21 protein-coding genes are annotated in these 20,580 nt (G+C 62.0%); 8 read left to right on the top strand and 13 right to left on the bottom strand.

Annotated elements, in window-relative coordinates:
- Positions 1 to 71: 71 nt before the first annotated feature.
- The 10 genes from BLQ74_RS27085 to BLQ74_RS15690 form a co-directional block, all read right to left on the bottom strand.
- A complete protein-coding gene (locus tag BLQ74_RS27085; protein WP_139199076.1) occupies positions 72 to 629 on the bottom strand; it encodes a hypothetical protein in 558 nt (185 codons plus the stop codon).
- 324 nt (positions 630 to 953) lie between these two features.
- Positions 954 to 1,352 carry a hypothetical protein gene (locus tag BLQ74_RS27080; RefSeq protein ID WP_139199075.1) on the bottom strand — a complete coding sequence of 133 codons (399 nt, stop codon included), beginning with the start codon at positions 1,350 to 1,352 and terminating at the stop codon, positions 954 to 956.
- Between the two features lie 228 nt (positions 1,353 to 1,580).
- Positions 1,581 to 2,042, bottom strand: a complete 462-nt coding sequence (locus BLQ74_RS27075; protein ID WP_139199074.1) for a hypothetical protein — start codon at positions 2,040 to 2,042, stop codon at positions 1,581 to 1,583.
- A 367-nt stretch (positions 2,043 to 2,409) separates the two neighbouring features.
- Positions 2,410 to 2,796 carry a hypothetical protein gene (locus BLQ74_RS27070; protein ID WP_139199073.1) on the bottom strand — a complete coding sequence of 129 codons (387 nt, stop codon included), beginning with the start codon at positions 2,794 to 2,796 and terminating at the stop codon, positions 2,410 to 2,412.
- A gap of 43 nt (positions 2,797 to 2,839) precedes the next feature.
- Complete coding sequence (locus BLQ74_RS27065) at positions 2,840 to 3,685, bottom strand: XAC2610-related protein (RefSeq protein WP_139199072.1); 846 nt, start codon at positions 3,683 to 3,685, stop codon at positions 2,840 to 2,842.
- A gap of 2 nt (positions 3,686 to 3,687) precedes the next feature.
- Entirely contained in the window at positions 3,688 to 6,312 is a 2,625-nt protein-coding gene (locus BLQ74_RS15710) for a hypothetical protein (RefSeq protein WP_139199071.1), read from the bottom strand.
- Between the two features lie 441 nt (positions 6,313 to 6,753).
- Entirely contained in the window at positions 6,754 to 7,632 is an 879-nt protein-coding gene (locus BLQ74_RS15705) for a DMT family transporter (RefSeq protein ID WP_090263757.1), read from the bottom strand.
- A gap of 86 nt (positions 7,633 to 7,718) precedes the next feature.
- Positions 7,719 to 8,534, bottom strand: a complete 816-nt coding sequence (locus tag BLQ74_RS15700) for a sugar phosphate isomerase/epimerase family protein (RefSeq protein ID WP_090263755.1) — start codon at positions 8,532 to 8,534, stop codon at positions 7,719 to 7,721.
- A gap of 73 nt (positions 8,535 to 8,607) precedes the next feature.
- Positions 8,608 to 9,660, bottom strand: a complete 1,053-nt coding sequence (locus tag BLQ74_RS15695; protein ID WP_090263753.1) for a Gfo/Idh/MocA family protein — start codon at positions 9,658 to 9,660, stop codon at positions 8,608 to 8,610.
- 229 nt (positions 9,661 to 9,889) lie between these two features.
- Complete coding sequence (locus BLQ74_RS15690; RefSeq protein ID WP_090263751.1) at positions 9,890 to 10,666, bottom strand: IclR family transcriptional regulator; 777 nt, start codon at positions 10,664 to 10,666, stop codon at positions 9,890 to 9,892.
- 405 nt (positions 10,667 to 11,071) lie between these two features.
- On the opposite strand from BLQ74_RS15690, the gene BLQ74_RS15685 reads away from it, so the two are divergent.
- Positions 11,072 to 12,340 (top strand): OprD family porin, encoded by a 1,269-nt coding sequence (locus BLQ74_RS15685; RefSeq protein ID WP_090263749.1) that lies wholly within the window; start codon positions 11,072 to 11,074, stop codon positions 12,338 to 12,340.
- 60 nt (positions 12,341 to 12,400) lie between these two features.
- Here the strand turns inward: BLQ74_RS15685 and BLQ74_RS15680 are convergent, their stop codons facing one another.
- Entirely contained in the window at positions 12,401 to 13,606 is a 1,206-nt protein-coding gene (locus BLQ74_RS15680) for a PilT/PilU family type 4a pilus ATPase (RefSeq protein ID WP_090263747.1), read from the bottom strand.
- A gap of 200 nt (positions 13,607 to 13,806) precedes the next feature.
- Here BLQ74_RS15680 and BLQ74_RS15675 point away from each other — a divergent pair, with 200 nt between their 5' ends.
- The 6 genes from BLQ74_RS15675 to BLQ74_RS15650 all read left to right on the top strand — a co-directional run bounded on the left by BLQ74_RS15675 (position 13,807) and on the right by BLQ74_RS15650 (position 18,216).
- Positions 13,807 to 14,085 carry a peptidylprolyl isomerase gene (locus tag BLQ74_RS15675; protein ID WP_090263744.1) on the top strand — a complete coding sequence of 93 codons (279 nt, stop codon included), beginning with the start codon at positions 13,807 to 13,809 and terminating at the stop codon, positions 14,083 to 14,085.
- A gap of 16 nt (positions 14,086 to 14,101) precedes the next feature.
- A complete protein-coding gene (locus BLQ74_RS15670) occupies positions 14,102 to 14,464 on the top strand; it encodes an MmcQ/YjbR family DNA-binding protein (protein ID WP_090263742.1) in 363 nt (120 codons plus the stop codon).
- Complete coding sequence (locus tag BLQ74_RS15665; RefSeq protein ID WP_090263740.1) at positions 14,461 to 15,018, top strand: putative glycolipid-binding domain-containing protein; 558 nt, start codon at positions 14,461 to 14,463, stop codon at positions 15,016 to 15,018. Before BLQ74_RS15670 ends, BLQ74_RS15665 begins: the two co-directional genes overlap by 4 nt.
- Before the next feature lie 143 nt (positions 15,019 to 15,161).
- The gene (locus tag BLQ74_RS15660; protein ID WP_170842817.1) at positions 15,162 to 17,150 is read left to right on the top strand and encodes an FUSC family protein; all 1,989 of its coding nucleotides are present in this window, start codon (positions 15,162 to 15,164) and stop codon (positions 17,148 to 17,150) included.
- Complete coding sequence (locus BLQ74_RS15655) at positions 17,137 to 17,349, top strand: DUF1656 domain-containing protein (RefSeq protein WP_090263736.1); 213 nt, start codon at positions 17,137 to 17,139, stop codon at positions 17,347 to 17,349. Before BLQ74_RS15660 ends, BLQ74_RS15655 begins: the two co-directional genes overlap by 14 nt.
- Positions 17,350 to 17,361: 12 nt before the next feature.
- Positions 17,362 to 18,216 (top strand): efflux RND transporter periplasmic adaptor subunit, encoded by an 855-nt coding sequence (locus BLQ74_RS15650; RefSeq protein ID WP_090263734.1) that lies wholly within the window; start codon positions 17,362 to 17,364, stop codon positions 18,214 to 18,216.
- Positions 18,217 to 18,351: 135 nt separating this feature from the next.
- Here the strand turns inward: BLQ74_RS15650 and BLQ74_RS15645 are convergent, their stop codons facing one another.
- Positions 18,352 to 18,591, bottom strand: a complete 240-nt coding sequence (locus BLQ74_RS15645; RefSeq protein ID WP_090263733.1) for a hypothetical protein — start codon at positions 18,589 to 18,591, stop codon at positions 18,352 to 18,354.
- 266 nt (positions 18,592 to 18,857) lie between these two features.
- Here BLQ74_RS15645 and BLQ74_RS15640 point away from each other — a divergent pair, with 266 nt between their 5' ends.
- Positions 18,858 to 19,805, top strand: coding sequence for a TIGR02285 family protein (locus BLQ74_RS15640; protein ID WP_090263731.1), 948 nt, complete (start codon positions 18,858 to 18,860; stop codon positions 19,803 to 19,805).
- Here the strand turns inward: BLQ74_RS15640 and BLQ74_RS28145 are convergent.
- Complete coding sequence (locus BLQ74_RS28145) at positions 19,753 to 20,508, bottom strand: methyl-accepting chemotaxis protein (protein ID WP_425287500.1); 756 nt, start codon at positions 20,506 to 20,508, stop codon at positions 19,753 to 19,755. The genes BLQ74_RS15640 and BLQ74_RS28145 overlap by 53 nt on opposite strands.
- Positions 20,509 to 20,580 lie beyond the last annotated feature (72 nt).

Here is a 20,580-nt window from a genome sequence, read left to right as displayed (position 1 = left end):
TGCATATGAAACATCTGCCCGTACTCGGCAACCACATCCTCTCCGCCACATCAACAAGGCCGCACAAAACGTCAAATGCATCTTTCTATCGCTAACTTTTTTAAGTCACTTTCCTTTAGCCGTTTAAGCTCCATAGGCTCAGTGGACTGAAGAACATCAAGGTAGAGAGGATTTTTTATATTACCTTTATGGAATACTAAAAAGACTTTCTTTTCTCCGAAGCTATGACAGTCGGAAACACTCTTAACATATGCCTCAGGAGCGGATCTTTCTAACGCATCTATCGAAACATATCTATTGAAAACCGCTATCTCCCCAATTTTTCCAATAAAGAAATCCGAACCATGCACTTTTACAATAGATGTATCAAAGGAAAATATTTTATTCCATATATCACCATAAGCATAAACACTGGAGGAGTAATAGTTACTCAAAGGCAATCCAAGAGCACAAATACCAAACTCAATACCCGCCCCATTATATTTATTTCTTTTATCAATGTATGCGCAATTGATAAAAAGCCTGCCATTTAAGCTCTCAAGGGTATAGTAAATTTCATCTTGACCACCTGCATATAAGGAAGGAGCCCCGTTGATGCTTATCATGGCTCGATAAATCCCATCTTTCATCCCTATTACATCCAGGTATCTATGCCCATCAAATACCAAGGAGCCAGAAGCAATATCTTCCTTTATCCTTGTAGTCTCCGCCCGACATTGAAAGATAGTTAGGAATAAAATCAAAAATTTAGAAAAACCATTCCTGGCTAACATATGATTTGACTCGCAACTCAGTAGAGTTGGCTTCTAGTTTTTCTTTCGAATAGATTCGAGATCAAGCTGTCACACATATCCAAAAATACCTTATTAATTTCCCTTCGGCGCCCCACCCAACCCCAAGGAATCTCTTGAACTTACCCGCCTCCTGATCCAAGAATAAATTGAACTTGATGATTATTTATATATGCGCTTTTTTATAAAAATCTCATAATTTGGTATGTATGGAGTTTTAAGAGGGTCATCAATTTTTGCCCAGTATATTTTTTCGCCAGCCATGCACATTATCACATCTGCTTTATTTCCCGATTGCTCGTCAAATATATCAGCCCTGAAGCAGTTGCTATCGATCTTTTTTATATAAATTGGCGGCATTTCCTCTGAATGCTCATTCATCCTTCTTCCGTAATCATATATAAAGTAATAATTTATGATTTTTCCGCCGTCGATTCCTTTTATTTCTATTGTCAAGGATTTTGATTCATCCGCCCCTGATGCAATCCATTGCTCCGCCGTGTCTGCAAATGAAAAATTCGAAATGACGAGAAACAAAAAAAGTAAGCAGATGGATTTCATTTTAAACCATAAATTTAGTATGCATTTTCCGCACCGAAAATCACAAAGAAGTACCCGGCCACCACCATGTGCGATAAATAAATCACTGCAATATACCTTCAGAGTCTCTATACGCAGACTCTCTCTGCGAGACCATTACTTCCACAATTTATTATATAAGTCACATACTTTACATCCATCAGACCGCGCCCCTTATCCTGTAAATACGGTCTTTATAAAGTCAACTATTTATTTTGGCGGAAATATAAAATCACTCCTCCTGACAACCTCATCCTCAACATCCTCAATCAACGGACTCCTCATTAGCTTTTCACCAAAAGAATTAGCAATACAATTTCGAGACATGACTTTCTCTTCATCTTTTTTTATTTTCACAAAAGCTCTAGCACCATAAGACTCCTCAGGAATCCCCAAAACATACGAATACCTTCCCCGCCTAAACCCAAAGTAAGTTGTATATGTACCAAAATCAATCCATCTGCTTATCCTTTTTTCTCTTGAAAAACTAACAAAAAGCTCAACATTCTCTTTCCTTCCAAACCTATAAAACACGTTTTTACCATTGTTTTTATAACAAATAGATAGCACTCGATGCTTAACCTCATCAAGCTGACAAGAAGCAATAACCACCTCATCGACTGCACATAAATTTATTTCATTTCCATATGCAAATCTTGAAATAAGCAACACAGCAAAAAAAATATTCTCACAAGCTCACCACAACACTCTTTCAATCAATTTATACGCCTCCTGCCTTCCCTCAGCCCCATATATCCTCCATTAACAAGCTCAGTTACATCTTCAACATCCCGATAGCCTTTTCCCGTATCGGCCGTATAAATTCTAAACTTCAGCCAAAACCATATTGCACATCTAATTGCATTCAGCATTAAGTTAATCAGCTCCGGGTTATTCACAATATCCGGAGCCGCTTCAGCCCAATATTTATCAGATCCTCGCATATATCCATGATACTTTTCATACTCCGTAATTTGTATCAGACCTCTGCCCCTGAAGTTATACCCATCACTGGGATGGATTCTCGATTCCCCTTAAGTCATTGAAAGTGCTTTCGCCCTATTTCCTGCTGATTCGCCCTACGAATGATTCGCCCATGCGAGTCTTTCAGGTATCCATCCTCATCCGCTTCAGCAGGATGATCCCGATAGTATTCGCTAAACAATTTCAGCGTTGCCGGTGAGTATTCCCAGCTTTCGGTGACTCCTTTCATGGAAGGGCCTACCTCTCCTTTGATCTGAGCAAAGAAATGGCGCTGCCTTAGCCTGGTGTCTAATTTAAATTCTTCCAGGCGACCGTTGATCTCACTCAAGACAACATCGATATCGCCATCATCTGCGCTGGGAAAAGTTTCTCGCAGTTGTGTATGAGTAATTGCTAAAGGGTTATCGCTTGTAAAACATCCAACCAACCCAATCGGATGCATATGAAAAACCTGTCGATGATGTAATAGTCGAAGCAATCAACCATCAAGGGACATTTGATTCATATACCTCCATAAAATTTTTTTCAAAATAGGATCTTGATATTCCTTCGCGAATACCTTTCTTCTCGCCGTGGATCGCATAAACCTTATAACCCGAATCTTTCGAGTAATCGTAGGCAGCAGTCAATTCACTATTTTTTCCTATCAAAATTATTTTATAACTGCAACACCCCTCCCTTGAGAGTCCCGCAACAATCTTCCTAGCATGCATGACTTTCGGATTATTTACCTCGTCCATCCTATTGGATGACTGGACAAATCTCCTTCCTGCCGGGTCGTACTCATAATAAAGATATGTGGAATTAGATATGCCGCCGGCGGCTAAAACTCTTAGGTCAGGAAATCCATCAAAATTAAAGTCCTCAAAAGTCAAATTTAATGAGTCCTCAGCTATCGAAATGGGAATTTCTTGAACCATACCAGATCTGAATTTTATTATTAATTTCTCAGTGGACCCTGAGATATACTCAATAATATCTTTATATGATTCACCCTCCTCCCTAAGATTCACCGCATAAGTTGAGACCCCATCACTCCATACGCCATTAAGACTTTCTCTTTTTTGGAGCAATGAGAATTTTTTCGCGTCTCCCTCCCTCAGGAAAACTCCACCCAACTTGATCTCGCCCGACAGCAAGATTGGAGTATTGTATTTATCATAGATATATCTTCCTGAAACCACGCCATTAGAAACACTCAGACTCATGCTCACTGGAGAGCTACCAACTTCCCCTTTATAGAAACTCACTTCATTAACAGAAGCTTCGCCAGCTAACGCAGGCAAGCAAATCCCAACAGACAATCCCCATAAAAGCCTCTTAATAATCATCTCTATATCCCAAAGGCTTCCTTTGCCCTGATAAGCATTGCGACGCGCTCCCTCATGTGATTTGGCTCCAATTGTTTATCCGCATAGTAGGGATTTACCTGACTAGCCCATCCGTTGACATATACCGACACCCAGTAAAGATCGTCTCTATCCGCCGCTGCATTTAGCTTTGACTTTATCTTCCCCCAAAAATACGCAGCAGCTAAAGATGCCATTTGTGGGGAATTGGAAATTTTTTCCGCCATCTCCGTGCTGGATGTCACATCCGAATTTTCACCTATCGACCTTAAATATCTTTCGAAAGCCTCATAGTTTGAGCGCCCAGTCAGCTGTAGCAGACCTCTCCCCTTGAATCGCCTTCCGTCTCCAGACTGAATATTCCCTAAATCAGAACGTCCCTCATAAGCCTCTCCCGACGCAACTTCCTCCGAATATTTTAATTCAGAGGTTTCGTGAGCAATTTGAGCCAAGAAATGCGCTTTACGCAGACTGCTATTTATCTCAAAAGCCATCATTGCAGAATTTATTGGCAGCAAATAAAGGTCAATTAATTCATTACTAGCCGACTTCATGATCAAAGCTAACTGCTCTCGGGTTACCAACAAGCTTTGCTCACAGCCAAACATTCCAAACAACCCAATCGGATGCATATGAAACACCTGCCCATGTGCCGGCAGTCCCACTCTCTCGGCGACCTCATCCCACCAGCACAACTGTTTGATCCGCTCTTTCTCCGCCAGCCAGTTCACATGGGGTGTCGAGCCGCTATGACCGAGCGGGCCATCCAGCGCATCCCATCTCCGCGCTTGGTAGTGCCACTCGCTTTCGTAAAAGATGACCAGTTGCGATATCGACTGCGCCAGTGCCGGTAATCGCAGGGCGGCTTGCAGTTCTTCGGCGGTCATCTTGCCGTTGCGGTCGCGATCGATGATGTCGTACAGGCGAGTCTGCATTTCTCCCTTGTCGGTGATTTCGGCCTTGGCGCCGTATTGCGCCAATTCGTCTTCGTTGAAATGCCCTATCGCGCTGAGGAAGTACGCCAGGCGGTTCTGGTCCGTGTCGAAGTTGAAGATGATGTCGTAGCCTTCCCATTCCCAGGGACTGACCCAGGGGGTGACGCCCACTTCCTCGCGGACCCAGCCATCGAGCAATAGGTTGTGCTGGTCATGCAGCAGGCCAGCGAGGCGGTACCAGTTGCAGGCGCTCTGTCCGTTCGCTTCCGGTACCTGGATTTTCTGCTCGGCGGGCAGGCCATCGAGCAGGCTCTTGGGTAGCAGCAGCGTGGCGGCGCTGGGCGTGCTCGCTGCGCTCAGGGTGGGCGGCTGGGTTGCGCCGAAGCTGTTTTGATGAGCCACCACGGGGGTGCCCTTGGCGAGCTTCAGCCAGGTTTTGCCGCTGGCCGGCAGGTGTTGCGCCCAGGCGCGGCTGGCGTTGATGAAGGTTTCGACGTTTTCGCCGCTGAAGACTTCCAGGTGCAGCTTCTGCTGCGGCTCGGCATCCGTGCGGTCCTGATAGCAGCCGAGGTGACCAATCAGTTCGCCGGCCTTGATCGGCACGGGCGGGTCGAGCACCTGCACGCGGTCATGCGCCTGTGGTTGGCGAATGCCTTCCAGCGAGGCGAAGTGAACGTACTGGTTGATGCTTTCCAGCTTGCGGTACTGGCCTTCGCCGCTGAGGGTCACTTCGCTGCCGTGCGGCAGGCGCGCGAGGATTTCGCTGTGGTTGCCGGGGGCGGCTCGGACGTTGAGGGTGGTGCTTTGGATGCGGTACTCGCTCGCTGTGATGGGCTGCAGATGGCTGAAGGAAAGGTAGCCACGCAGTGAGCCATCGGGGTTCTGCAAGAAGGCCGGGCCACGGCTGTTTGCCAGTTTGCGGTACGCCCCTTCGCCGCTGACCGTCACCTCCGCGCCACGCGGCAGCAGTGCGATGGTTTTCCCGTGCAGGGCCTGGTTGAGCACCTTCAAACCGCGCTGTTCCGGGTGGCCGGGTAGGACGTCGTTCACCGTCGCCTTGACGCGACGGGTGGCCGCCTCGGGCCAGAAGGCCGGGCGCGGCAGGGTGGGATTGGCCTGGTAGTCAGCCCAGTCCTGCAGGTGCATGTACAGGCTGTAGAAGGTCAGGCTCGGCGGCACCTCCGCGCGGCCTTCAATGGCCGGCGCCTGCAGGCGATGGCGCACCAGCACGAAGTTGCGCGAGAACGTCCTCTGCACGCTTTGCCCGTTGAGGAGATAGGTGTTGCTCGGCGAGTTCTGATCGATGCGGTAGGCCACGACTTCACCGTCGGCCAGGCAGCGCACATAGGATTGATCCAGCGCGCCGGCAGCCCCCTCGATGCCAGCGGTGCCCCTATCGAAGTGCACGCCGCCATGCCACATGCCATTGCGGCCCAGGGGGTAATAGCCCGCCACGGCGTTGGCCAACTGGGTCAACTGCAGCAAGGGATTGGATTTGTAGCCGAACGGATGGCTCCACTTCCTGAGCGGCTGCGGCGTAGCGGCCGCCGCTGGTACAGGAGTTGGTGCGGCAGGTGGCTCGCTGGGCTGGGGCGCCGGGGGGACTGGTCCGGCGCGACGGCGAGAGAACTCATCCTTCAAGGCATCGACAAAATCCAGAATGGCATCGAGCATGCTGTTTGCGCTCCTTGCAGTATTGCGATGGTGCTGACCGGCGATAGCCTCGGTCAGCCGGAGAAGGGGGAGCATCAGAGGCGTGGTCTCATCGCTGACCGGGAGCGCTGACACCTGGCGTTCCAGAGTGGCGCTGAAAACCTCGGAGCAGAGGGCCTGCCGAGCTCGACGGGAGGATGGTTACAGCGCCAGCATCAAGCTGTCTCCGACGCTATTCCGAGTACATCGTAAGACGCTTCGCCATGTGCGACCTTGGCAGTGAGCCGATCCACTCAATGGCGGCTGACCGCTCTCCAACGCAACGCCCATCCTCGAGCGGTCTTCGAGCCGGTCTGTTTTACAGGACGCAAGGGGCCGTCGACGCCAGGGGCAACGTGGATTGCCCGGCGCCGCGGGTGCTGCCCAGGGCGCACTGGCGTGTCGGCTGACGGCGCCCCGCCCTCAGCGGCGTCGTTGCATCCAGGCGGCGCCGAGGCCGCTGAGGCAGATGATCGAGATGCCGAGCAACGCCGATGGCATCGGCAGGTGGTTGAAGATCACCCAGCCGATCAGCCCGGCGAAGACGATCTGGCAATAGCCGAACGGCGCCAGCAGGGCCGGTGCGGCGTGGCGGAAGGCCTGGGTGAGGAACAGGTGCGCGGACATCCCGCAACCGCCGAGGGCGAGCATCAGCAGCGCGTGGCCGAGGCTCGGCGTGTGCCAGAAGAACGGCACCAGCGCGCTGGTGATCAGGGTATTGAGCAGCCCGGCGAAGAAGTTGCTGGTGGTCGGGCTGTCGACTTCGGCGAGCTTGCGCGTGAGCAACTGGTAGAAGCAGAAGCACAGCGCCGAGGCCAGCGGCAGGAGGATCGCCGGGGTGAACAGTTCGCCGCCGGGATGGACGATCACCAGCACCCCGACGAAGCCCAGCGAGACCGCCGCCCACTGCCCGGCGCTGACCCGCTCGCCGAGCAGCGGCATCGACAGCGCGGTGACCAGCAGCGGCGCGAGGAAGTTGACCGCCGTGGCTTCGGCCAGCGGGATGTATTGCAGGCCGGTGGTGAACAACAGGCTGGTGCCGAGCAGGCAGGCGGCGCGTATCACCTGCAGCAACGGGCGGCGGCTGCGCAGCACGCGCAGGCCCGACTGCGGCAGGAAGATGCCGGCCATCAGCAGCGTATGCACCAGGTAGCGGGCCCAGACCACCAGGATGATCGGATAGAAGCCGGAGAGGTATTTCGACAGGGCGTCGTGGCTGGAGAACAGAAAGGTCGCCAGCACCACCAGGAGGATGCCCTTGATGGGTTGGCTCGCGCCGGACAGCGCGTGGGAGGAGGACATGGGTTTTCCCGCTTCAGTGGGTGGAACGCAAGACGCCCGGCAGTGTGCCGGGCGCATGGGAAAAACGGAACCTCGACCTGGATCGATCAGACCCTGGCGAGCACCGCCCTGGCCTTGTCCAGCGCCAGGCTGGCGCGCTCTAGGGCGCTGACGCCCTGCTCCAGCAATTGCCGGGTGGGGATTTCCAGGCTCAGTGGCAGGCTCGCCGGCAGGCTGCGCAGCAGGCCGATCAGGTCGCAGTCGCCGTCACCGGGGAAACGCCGTTCGTTGCGCGCCTGGCGCAGGATCTCCTGCATGTCGTCCGGGCGCGGCCCGGCGACGTCGCACAGTTGCGCATAGCGCATGCGCGTGGCGGGCAGGCGCGCCAGGTCGTCGAGGGAGGAGCCGGAGCGATTGAAGTGGAAGGCGTCGACCAGCACGCAGCCGTTGTCGCGCCCGGCGTTCTCCACCACGCGCATGGCGCTGCGCAGGTCGGGCGCGTCGGTCCAGGGCATGAATTCCAGGTGCGGGTGGATGCCGTAGCCGCGGGCCAGGTCGCAGAGTTCGGCGAAGCGCTCGGTCAGGCGCGCCTCGTCCGGGTCGTTGCCGGCCACCAGCAGCTCGCTGCCGCCGAACTCGGCGCCCACCGCGAGAATCGCCTCGAAGTCGGCGACCCGGGTCTCCGGCTTGAGGCGGAGGATTTCCAGGTCCAGCACGCGCACGCCGGTGTCGCGCAGGCGTGCCTGGGTCTGCCGGCGCAGCTCGGCATCGGCCACCAGCGGGAAGTGATGCTCCTCGGCGGTCGCCGCCACCAGGCGCAGGCCGACGTGGCTGTAGCCGGCGCGCGCGGCCACTTCCACCATCTGCGGGGGCGACAGTTCGAGGACGGTCAGGGCGGCCAGGGAAAAGATTCGTTCGGTCATGGTCATCGCTTCACAGGGCATGGGTTAAAGCTAGCAGCGGCGCAACGCCGCGAATCGCGGGCATGGCCCGCGCCTAGAGGATGCTGGCCGGCGCACAGGCCTGGCCGCTGGCGGCGGCCTGGCGCACCGCTTCGATCAGCGCCAGGGTACGTCCGGCGTCGGCGGCGTCGGTCAGTGGCGCTTCCGCGCCACGCGCCACGCGGATGAAATGTTCGAGTTGCAGGCGCAGCGACGCGCCGGGCGTGTAGCGCTCCTCGCTACGCAACAGCGGCTGGTGCCAGCCGGCGCCCGCTTCGGCGTATTGCCAGCGGCTGAGTTGCGGAATGCTCAGGGCGCCATTGGTGCCCGCCAGCAGGTAGCAGGGCTGGTCGGCCTGCTGCGGGTAGACCGGGCTTTCGGCGGAATCCAGCTCCCAGCTCCAGGGCGCCGCCACGGCGTCGGAGCCGGTCAGGCTGCCCAGCGCGCCGTTCTCGAATTGCAGCAGGATGGCCGCGCTGTCTTCGTTGACCAGGCCGCGGATCTGGTTGCTGGTGAAGGCCTGGACCTGACGCACCTCGCCACACAGGTAGCGCAGCAGATCGAGGTCATGGATCAGGTTGGTGAGCAGGAAGCCGGCGCCCGGCTCGCGGCGCCAGGACACCTCGAAGTACTCGGCGGGCTTCTGCAACTGCCACAGCGCGGTGACGTTCACCAGCCGCCCGAGGGCGCCGCCGGCCACCACCTCGCGCGCCTTGGCGATCAGCGGATTGTGCCGGCGGTGATGGCCGATCAATACCGGCACCGCGCTGCCACGGGCGGCGGCGACCAGCTCGCGGACCTCGTCCAGGTGCACGCCGACCGGCTTCTCCAGCAGCACCGGCACAGCGGCGGCGATGCAGTCCAGCGCGGTGCCGACATGCAGGTTGTTAGGGTTGGCGACGATCACCGCCTGCGGCCGGGCGCTTTCCAGCATCTGCCGGTGGTCGGCGTAGTGCGGCACGCCGCAGGCGCTGGCGAACGCCTCGGCCTGGGGGCCCGGATCGGCCACCGCGCAGAGGCGGGCGCCGGCGATGTCCCGCAGGTGCTGGTAATGCTGGCGGCCCATGATGCCGGCGCCGATCAGGGCAATGCGCAAGGGGGAAGACACGCGGCAATCCTCTTCTGCTTGTTCTGCTTGAGCGCCCCACGGGAAGCCGGCGCGCTGGATTCGAGATTATTTAGAACTCGGTTCCATTTTTACTCAAGAGCAGGCAATGACAGTCCGTGCGGTTATCGACCAGTGGTTGGCGATGAGGGAGAAAGACGCTGGCGGCGCGACAGCGCCCGGCGCGCGCGAAGGCACGCGCCGGATCGCGCGAGGGCGTGGCGCCCGCGGCTTAGACGAAGAGCTCGGAAGCCTGGCTGGCGGCGGACAGCTCCGCCGTCGCGCCCAGCAGCAGCGGCGCCAGTTCGTGCAGGCGCGTCTCGGGCAGACGCGCACTCGGGCCGGCGATGCTTAGCACACCGATGACCCGGCCATCGAGGGGCGCGCGGACCACCGCGGCCAGCGCCGAGGTTCCCAGCGCGGAGGTTTCCTCGACCCAGGCGTAGCCGCGTTCACGGGCGCGGCGCAGGTAATCGAGCAGCTCTTCGTTGCTGCGCGGCGCCCGCGGGCCGAGGGCGGCGGGATCGACCGCGCCCTGGCGGCTCACCAGTTCCAGCGCCTCGGCGTCGCTCAGGCTGGCCAGCCAGGCATGCCCGGAGGCGGTGTAGAACAGCGGCGCGTCACGGCCCATGTCCGGGTCGTAGCGCAGGCCGGAACGGGCGCCCTGGGACTTGGCGATCCAGGTCTGGCGGGCGCCGTCGATCACCCCCAGGCGCACCAGTTCGCCGCTGTCCTGGGCCAGGCGGTCGAGGATCGGCTGGACGATGTCGGCGCCGCTGCAGGACAGGTAGCGGAAACCCAGCGCGACCAGCTTGGTGGATAGCTGATAGCGACTGTTCTCCGGGTTCTGCCGCACATAGCCGAGGCGGATCAGCTCGGCGAGCATGCGGTGGGTGGCGCTCTTGGGAATCTGCAGGCGGTCGGCCAGGGTCTGCATCGGCAAACCACGGGGTTCGCTGGTGAGGCTTTCGAGAAGGCTGAAGGCGCGTTCGATCTGGCTACCGGCCATGGGCGTCGTCCACTGCAAAGGTCGACGGATTCTAAAGAGATAGTCGCACGCGGGAAACCGCCCTATCGGGGTGGGAAATTTCGATAAATGTTCCAACCGGTTAATTTATGTTCGATCAGCGAACGGTAAGCGGTTTTGCGCATTGTCTGGCTCCCCCCCGTCCTTCCACTATCGAGCCGTACCGAACGCCCCGGCAGCGCCCGCTGCCCTCGGTCGCAAACGCACCAACAACTATAAAAAGGTCCATTGCGATGCCGCACATCCCTCAGCCGTCCGCCCCCGTGCCACGCCTTCGCGCGACCGCCGAACGCGGACGGCCCGCCTAGTCACAGGCGCCAGTCTTAACGGGCGTCTCGCGCCTGAGCCGCCATCTCCAACAAAAACAATGACTTCAGAGAGATCGTCATGGGATATCCCTGCACCCGTCGCGCGCCGCGCATCCTGCCCGCCACCCTGGCCCTGGCCGTCAGCGGCGTCGCCCTGTCCACCTTCGCCGACGAAGGCGGTTTCCTCGAAGACGCCAAGGTCAGCCTGACCGCGCGCAACTTCTACATGAACCGCAACTACGTCAACGACACCAAGCAGAACCTGGCCGCCGAGTGGACGCAGAGCTTCATCCTCGACGCCAAGTCCGGCTTCACCCAGGGCACCGTCGGCTTCGGCATGGACGTGCTCGGCCTCTACAGCATCAAGCTCGACGGCGGCAAAGGCACCGCCGGCACCCAGTTGCTGCCGGTGCACAGCGACGGCAGCCCGGCCGACGACTTCGGCCGCCTGGCGGTGGCCGGCAAGACCAAGGTATCGAAGACCGAGCTGAAGGTCGGCGAATGGATGCCGGTACTGCCGATCCTGCGCTCCGACGACGGCCGCTCGCTGCCGCAGACCTTCCAGGGCGGGCAGATCACCTCCAAGGAAATCGACGGCCTGACCCTCTACGGCGGCCAGTTCCGCCAGAACAGCCCGCGCAACGACGCGAGCATGCAGGACATGACGCTGTTCAACCGCTCGGCCTACAAGTCCGACCGCTTCAACTTCGCCGGCGGCGAGTACCGCTTCAACGACAATCGCACCCTGATCGGCCTGTGGGATGCGCAGCTCAAGGACATCTACCAGCAGCAGTACCTGCAACTGCAACACTTCCAGCCGCTCGGCGACTGGGTGCTGGGCGCCAACCTCGGCTACTTCTGGGGCAAGGACGACGGCAGCGCGCGCGCCGGCAACCTGGACAACCGCACCTTCTCCGGGATGTTCTCGGCCAAGTACGGCGCCAGCACCTTCTACCTCGGCCTGCAGGAAGTCATGGGCAAGGACGAGTGGTTCCGCGTCAACGGCACCAGCGGCGGCACCCTGGCCAACGACAGCTACAACTCCAGCTACGAGAACGCCAAGGAGCGCTCCTGGCAACTGCGCCACGACTATGACTTCGCCGGCCTCGGCGTGCCCGGCCTGACCCTGATGAACCGCTACATCCACGGCAACAACGTGCACAACAGCAGCACCGACGACGGCACCGAATGGGGCCGCGAGAGCGAGGTCGCCTACACCATCCAGAGCGGCACCTTCAAAAGCCTCAACTTCAAGTGGCGCAACTCCACCATGCGCCGCGACTGGGGCAAGACCAACAGCTTCGACGAGAACCGCCTGATCATCAGCTACCCGCTGTCGATCCTGTAACGACGGCATCGCCGACGAAAAAAAGCCCCGCCATGGCGGGGCTTTTTCATGCGCGGGAACTCAGAGCCCCTTCTGCTCTTCGTCCTCGGCCTTGATCTCTTCCAGGGCCAGCTCCAAGCCCCAACTGGACGCCTCCACCGGCGCCGCGCTCGGCGCCTGGGCGACGGGCTGCGCCTGGGCCGCCTGGCTCATGGCCACGGCCGGGTTGTCTTTGTAGAGCTTCAGCTTGAGCCGCAGGTTGTTCGCCGAGTCGGCGTTCTTCACCGCCTCCTCCTCGCTGATCGCGCCCTCCACCGCCAGGTCGAACAGCGCCTGGTCGAAGGTCTGCATGCCCAGCGCGCGCGACTTGTCCATGATCTCCTTGATCGAGCTGAAATCGCCGCGCTTGATCAGGTCGCTGATGGTCGCGGTGCCGAGCAGCACCTCCACCGCGGCACGGCGCTTGCCGTCCTGGGTGCGCACCAGGCGCTGCGAGACGAAGGCCTTGAGGTTGTTGCCCAGGTCGTTGAGCAACTGCGGGCGGCGCTCTTCGGGGAAGAAGTTGATGATGCGGTCCAGCGCCTGGTTGGCGTTGTTGGCGTGCAGGGTGGAAATCGCCAGGTGGCCGGTATCGGCGAAGGCCAGGGCGTGCTCCATGGTCTCGCGGTCGCGGATCTCGCCGATCAGGATCACATCCGGCGCCTGGCGCAGGGTGTTCTTCAGCGCGGCATGGAAGCTGCGGGTGTCCACCCCGACTTCGCGCTGGTTGATGATCGACTTGCGGTGCCGGTGCACGTATTCGATGGGGTCTTCGATGGTGATGATGTGCCCGCCGCTGTTGCGGTTGCGGTGGTCGATCAACGCTGCCAGGGAGGTCGACTTGCCGGAGCCGGTGCCGCCGACGAAGAGCACCAGGCCGCGCTTCTCCATCACCACCTTGAGCAGGACTTCCGGCAGCATCAGGTCCTCGAAGCGCGGGATGTCCAGCTTGATGTTGCGCGCGACGATGGAGATTTCGTTGCGCTGCTTGAAGATGTTGATGCGGAAGCGGCCGACGCCGGTGACCGACAGCGCCAGGTTCATTTCCAGCTCGCGCTCGAACTCGGCTTTCTGCTCCTCGTCCATGATCGCGTTGGCGATGCGCGCCACCTCGCCGCCCTTCAGCGGCTCGCTGGACAGCGGCTTGAGCACGCCGTTGAACTTGGCGCAGGGAGGCGCGCCGGTAGACAGATAAAGGTCGGAACCGTCCTGGCTGGCCAGGATTCGCAGCATTGCTTGGATATCCATGAGAACTGCATCCACGCGCAAGGGTAGGCGCGACGCGCTGCCAGCCGGCAGGGCCGCGATCGGGATTGTGAGCGTGACTCTAGGTAGGTGCCCCGTCCGGCACAATGCCAGCTCGGAAAAAATGCGAATTGCGTCACCCGCGCCGCGCATTCGGCGCGCGCGCTAGAATAGGCCGCTTTTCGTCATGAGAGTGTCAGCACATGCCCATCGCCATGGCCCGCCACATCCTGGTCAAGACCGCCGCCGAAGCCGAGCAGCTCAAGCAGCGCCTGGAACGCGGCGAGGATTTCGCCGCGCTGGCCAGGAAGCACTCCACCTGCGCCTCCGGCAAACGCGGCGGCGACCTCGGCGAAGTGCGCCCGGGGCAGATGGTGCGCAGCATCGACGCGGTGATCTTCAAGAAGCCGCTGAAGGTCATCCACGGTCCGCTGAAAAGCCAGTTCGGCTACCATCTGGTGCAAGTCTACTTCCGCGACTGAGGCCACCGGAGCCGCGATGACGCCGCAACAGATCGCCCACTTCTGCCTGCAATTGCCCGGCGCCCGCGAAGACCTCAAGTGGGGCAGCAACCGGGTGTTCTCGGTGGCCGGCAACAAGATGTTCGCCATCCTCGACTTCCTCGACGAAGGGCGCGGCGGCCTGGCCTTCAAGGTCGACGACGAGCTGTTCCTCGGCTACGTCGACCGCCCCGGCATCCGCCCGGCGCCCTACCTGGCCCGCGCCCGCTGGATCGCCATGCAGCGCCCCTACCCCATGGCCGCCGAGGAACTGCGCGCCGCCCTCACCCGCTCGCACCAACTGGTGGTCGCGCGCCTGCCCAAGCGCCTGCGCCTGGGCCTGCTGCTGGACCCGCCATGAGCCGGCACCTGCAGTGGCGCGGATGCTGGCAGGCGCCCGCCGCCAGTTGGGAAACCCTGGCGCTGGGCGACGGGCATGCCGACAGCCAGTTGCGCGTGGCCGCCACCGACGGCCAGCCGCCCTACCAGATGGACTACCGCCTCGCCTGGGACGCCGACTGGCGCCTGCGCGAAGCCGAACTGTGGGTGGACGGCGGGCATCTGCAACGCCACCTGCACCTGCTGGCGGACGGCCAGGGCCACTGGCGGCTGGGTGATGGCAGCGCCCTGGCGGAGCTGGATGGCTGCCTGGACATCGACATCTGGCCGACGCCCTTCACCAACAGCCTGCCGATCCGCCGCCTGCGCCTGGCCGCCGGCGAAAGCGCCGCGCTGACGGTGGTCTACCTCGAAGCGCCGCTGCTGCGGCCGCGCCCCATGCGCCAGGGCTATGCCTGCCTGGACGCCCGCCACTACCACTACCGCAACCTCGAAGGCAGCGATTTCCAGGCCGTGCTGGCAGTCGATGAGTCAGGACTGGTGCTCGACTATCCGGGCCTGTTCGAGCGGCTCTGAGCCACACCCCGGCACACCGCCCGCGCCTCACCCGAGCCTTCGCCAGCGCGCCGTCCACCGATCGCCGGCGGAACGCGCCAAGCCCTCGCGCATTTGCTTCTAGACTGAGAAAAACACTCGAACAAAGGCGCGCCGCTGTGCAGCTGAGCCCCGCCATCCACGCCTTCGTCGCCCCCCAGGGCACGGCGCTGACCTTCGCCTGCAAGACCTTGCTGGCCGGCGGCATCGCCCTCTGGCTGTCGTTCCGCCTCGACCTGGAGCAGCCACAGTGGGCGCTGATGACCGTGTTCATCGTCTCCCAGCCGTTGTCCGGGATGGTCATCGCCAAGGGCCTGTACCGCCTGCTCGGCACCCTGGCGGGAACCGTCATGGCAGTCCTGTTCATGGCTCTCTTCGCCCAGGCGCCCTGGCTGTTCCTGCTCGTCCTGGCGCTCTGGCTGGGGCTGTGCACGGCGGCCTCGACCAGCCTGCGCAACCACGTTTCCTATGCCTTCGTCCTGGCCGGCTACACCGTGGCGATCATCGGCCTGCCAGCGATCAGCCAGCCGCTGCAGGTGTTCGACCAGGCCGTCGCGCGCTGCAGCGAAATCTGCCTGGGCATCGTCTGCGCCTCGGTGGTCAGCGCCACCCTGTGGCCGCAACGGGTCGAGGAAAGCCTCGGCAAACTGGCCCAGGACACCCTCCAGGTGGCCCTGCACGCCGCGGTCAACGCGGTCCAGGGCAAGGCACGCGAGCCGGAAGGCATCCTCCAGTTGCTCGGGCGCATCGTCGCCGCCGATGCGCAGCGCGACCATGCCTGGTTCGAGGGCTACCAGGGCCAGCAACGCGCGAAGGCGCTGCGCCTGCTCTCGCGCGACATCCTCAGCCTGCTGCGCACCGCGCGCGGCGTGTCGCGCCAGCGGCGCATGCTCGACGCCGCCGACGAGCAACGGCTGGGCCCCTGGATCGCCGAGCTGCTGGCGGCCTTGCAGGGGCGCAACCTGGATACTCTGCAAGCGCTGCGCGAACGCCTCATCGACGCCGCCAGCGACAGCGAGCTGAGCAACGACCTGCGCTACTGTCTGGCGCGCTGCCAGGTGCTGCTGTTCAAGGTCATCCAGGCCGAACGCGCCGCCGCCGGCGTGGCCAGCGGTAGGCTGGAAGGCGCCGACCTGCCTGGGCTGTCCTGGCACCGCGACTGGCTGGTGGCGCTGTTCTACGGCGCGCGCAGCGCCCTGGCGCTGCTCGGCATCGCCACCTTCTGGCTGGCCAGCGCCTGGCCCGCGGCGATTGGCGGCATGCTCATGGCCGGCATCATCTGCAGCCTGTTCGCCAACCGCGACAATGCGGTGGAGATCAGCCTGAGCTTCCTCCGCGGCATCCTCTACGCGCTGCTCGCCGCCGCCCTGGTGGACCAGTGGCTGCTACCGCAATGGAACGGCTTCCCGCTGCTCTGCATGGCTCTCGGCGTGCCGCTGTTCTTCGCCGCCCTGGGCATGGCGGTGCCGCTGCTCACCGGCACCGCCACCACCTTCGCCATCCAGTTCGTCACCCTGGTCGCGCCGCACAACAACATGCAGTACGACTTCGCCAGCCTGCTCAACTCGGCGCAGGCCACCCTCATCGGCGTCGGCTTCGCGGTCGTGGTATTCCGCCTGCTGCCGCTGCCCTCGGACTGGATGACCCGGCGCCTGAGCGATGCCATCGCCGCCGACCTGGCACGCCTGACCCGCTACCCGCTGCCCCAGGCGGAAGGCTGGTTCGGCGGACGCATGGCGGACCGCCTGATCCGCCTGGCGCGGCACTACAGCCTGCTGCCCAGCGGCATGCGCCGGCGCTGGCTGGCCGGGCTGCTGGCGCTCGACCTGGGCAGCGAGCTGATCCACCTGCGCACCTGCATGGCCGGCGCCCAGGGCGAACTGCGGGTGCAGCGCGAACGCTTCCTCGCCGAACTGGGCAAACAGCTGCAAGGCGAGCCCTCGCCCGCGCGCGAAGCGCATCTGGATGCCCTCTGCGAGCGCCTGGAACAGGCCCTCGACGCGCACCCCGACGGCCAGCAGGAACACTACCGCCTGACCCGCGCGGCGCTGCGCCAACTGCGTTACACCTGGCATCAGTGGTGCCACCTGGAGGATGACCATGGGCCTGTCTGAATGGGCCCTGGGCGGGGTCTACCTGAGCCCGATGTTCCTCTACGGGCTGGCGGCGCTGGGGCTGACCATCGGCCTGCGCCTGCTCCTGCAACTGACGCCCCTGGCGCGCTGGATCTGGCACGAGGCGCTGTTCGACTGCGCGCTCTTCGTGCTCCTGCTGGCGGGCGTCACCTGGCTGTTCAGTGCGGCCAACGGATAGAGGAGAAACCGCGTGCGTGGATTCTTCCGGGTACTCGCCACCCTGCTCGTGGTGGTCGCCGCCGTGTTCGCCGGCGCCTGGCTGTGGCGCTACTACATGCTTTCCCCGTGGACCCGCGACGCCCGGGTGCGCGCCGACGTGGTGGTGATCGCCCCGGACGTCTCCGGCTGGGTCACCGACCTGCCCATCGTCGACAACCAGCAGCTCAAGGCCGGCGACCTGCTGATGCGCATCGACCGCGAGCGCTACCAGGCCAACCTCAATGAAGCCAAGGCCGTCGCCGAGACCCGCCTGCAGCAATACCGCCTGCGCCAGAGCGAAGCCAACCGGCGCAACCGCCTGACCAGCACAGCGATCAGCGCCGAAGACAAGGAGACCGCCCAGCTCAACGCCGCCATCGCCAACAGCCAGTACCAGGAAGCCCTCGCCTCGGTGGCCCAGGCCGAGATCAACCTGGCGCGCAGCGAAATGCGCGCCCCGCGCGACGGCCAGGTGACCAACCTGCGCCTGGCCCAGGGCAACTACGCCCAGGCCGGCCAGGCGGTACTCGCCCTGGTCGACCAGAAGTCGTTCTATGTCACCGCCTACTTCGAGGAAACCAAGCTGCCCAACATCAAGGTCGGCATGCGCGCCCGCGTCACCCTGATGAGCGGCGACCGCGAGATCGACGGCCGGGTGGAAAGCATCAGCAGCGGCATCACCGACCGCAACGCCCTGCCCGACAGCCAACTGCTGGCCAACGTCGAGCCGACCTTCAACTGGGTGCGCCTGGCCCAGCGCATCCCGGTGCGCATCCACCTCGACCAGCTCCCGCAGGACGTGCACCTGAGCGCCGGGATGACCGCCAGCGTCAGCGTCGAGCCCTAGGTTCGATAGGCCTCATCGGCCACGTCAGCGTGCGATGCGGATTCCGCCCGCCCACGGCCAAGGGCGTCTCGCGACTGTCATGGCCGCCGTGCATCCTGAATGGCGATGACGGCGGGCGCCCTGGCCTGTGCGCTGTCAGCTGAAACTGCTGCCGGTCCAGGCATCGCCACGGGCGCGGCGCGGCCCCTGGCGACGGTCCGCTTCGAAGCGCACCGTCTGCCGGCGGTCGGCCTGCTTGCGGCGGTCGCCGCCAGCGCGCGTGTCCACCTGGAACACCACCCTGGCCTTGGGCGGCGCCGCGCTCGGCGCGCCGTCCAGCGGTTCCAGAGTCAAACCACCCAGGGTCTGTTCGAGGGATTCATGCTCGTTCGACATCTGCTCCTCCATCGCCCGGCGTGCCGAGCCCAGGTCACCTGCTCAAGTCTAGCCGCGGATACGCGGGAAGCAGCGCCATTCGCCAGTTGCCGGGGAGGCGCTGGTTCCGCCGCGCGCACGCCGCCGCCTGTCCCGCCACAGCGCAAGGCGCCAGACAGCGACGGGAGCGCCGCGCTGACGGAAGCTGTCGCCGACGATCGCCTTTGTTTTATTGTGTGCGCCGTAGCGAACACCGCCAGCCACCGGACAAGCACTCAGGGACGACCATGCTGCGCCACTTCCCCAAAGCCTTAGCACCGTTCGCCTTGCTACTGGCTTCCAGCGTCCTCACCGCCCGCGCATCGGAGCCCGTGGTGCGCTGGTTGATCACCGACTTCCCGCCACTGTTCATCCTCTCCGGCCCCGAACGCGAGCATGGCCTGGCCGATATCGCCCAGGACATCGCCGCCCAGCGGCTGACGGCCTACCGCCACCAGCGGGTCGAGGTGCCGGCGAACTACCCGCGGATCGAGCAGGAAATGAAGAGCCTCGATAACGCCTGTTTCGCCGGCTTCCTGAAAACGCCGGCGCGGGAAAAGGCCTTCGTCTTCAGCCAGGCCTACCGGCTGATGCTGCCCATCCACCTGTACGTGATGGCCGACCGCGAGCAGCCGCCGGTGCACGACGGCGAGGTCGATCTGCAGGCGCTGCTGGCGAGCGGGCGATTCCGCCTCGGGGTGCTCGGGGGCAGGAAGTACGGGACCTCCATCGATCCACTGCTCGACGAGCACGCGGCCGACCGCCAGGTGTACCGCCGGTACGCCCTGGACCAGCTCGACGGGCTTCTCGGCATGCTGGCCGCGCAGAGCCGCGACATCGACGGCGTGCTGGCGTATCCGAACGAGGTGGCGCATCGCGCCACGGCATCCGGCAAGGCGCCGCCGAATGTGCGGCGCTACGCGATCAAGGGCACTCCCGCTTACCAAGCCGGCTATATCGCCTGTTCCAACAGCGACCTCGGCCGCGCGCTGGTCAAGGGCATCGACCAGTTGCTGCCGGAGATTCGTCCGGCGGTGGCCAGGGCCTACAGCGCCACGCTGCAGGGCGACGACAAACAGCGCTACCTCGACCTGCTGCAGAACGTGTTCGGCGCCGCGCCGCCCACCGCGGCGCCGCCCGGCGTCACACGCGGAACTGATCCATCAGCCGTTGCTGCTGGTTCGCCAGTTCGTTGAGCGACTGACTGACCCGCGCCGATTCGTTGGCCTGGCCGGTGAGCGACTCGGTGACGTCGCGGATGCTCCCGACGTTGCCGTTGATCTCCTCGGCCACGGCGCTCTGTTCCTCGGCGGCGCTGGCGATCTGCTGGCTCATGTCGGTGATCACCGTCACCGCCTCGCCGATCCGTTGCAGCGCGATGACCGCCTGACCGACCTGCTCGACACTGTCCTGGGCCTGGCGATGGCTGTTGCCCATGGAACTCACCACGTCGCGGGTGCCGGCCTGCAGTTGCTCGATGACCAGGCGCGTCTCTTCCACCGACTCCTGGGTGCGCCGGGCGAGATTGCGCACTTCGTCGGCGACCACGGCGAAACCGCGCCCGGCCTCGCCGGCACGCGCGGCTTCGATGGCGGCGTTCAGCGCCAGCAGGTTGGTTTGCTCGGCGATGGCGCGAATCACTTCGAGCACCGAGCCGATGCGCTCGCTATTGGCCGCCAGCCCCTCGACCTCGGCCATGGCCTCGCTCATGCCGGTCGCCAGTTGGTTGATGCTGGTGGTGGTGCGGTCGATCACGCCGAGGCCATTGCGCGTGGCCTGCTCGGCATCCCGCGCGGCGTCCGCCGCCTGCGCCGCGCTGCCGGCGACGTCCTGGGCGGTGGCACTCATTTCGTGGAAAGCGGTGGCCACCTGATCGACCTGGCGGTACTGCTGCTCCATGCCGGCGCTGGTCTGGGTGGCGATGGCCGCCGACTGATCGGCGGTGCCCCGAGCCGCCTGCACCGAGCCTTT

The sequence above is a fragment of the Pseudomonas panipatensis genome, from assembly GCF_900099785.1.
Lineage (GTDB): Bacteria > Pseudomonadota > Gammaproteobacteria > Pseudomonadales > Pseudomonadaceae > Pseudomonas > Pseudomonas panipatensis.
Note: the sequence above shows the minus strand (reverse complement) of the source record. Positions and strands in the feature narration are given on the sequence as shown.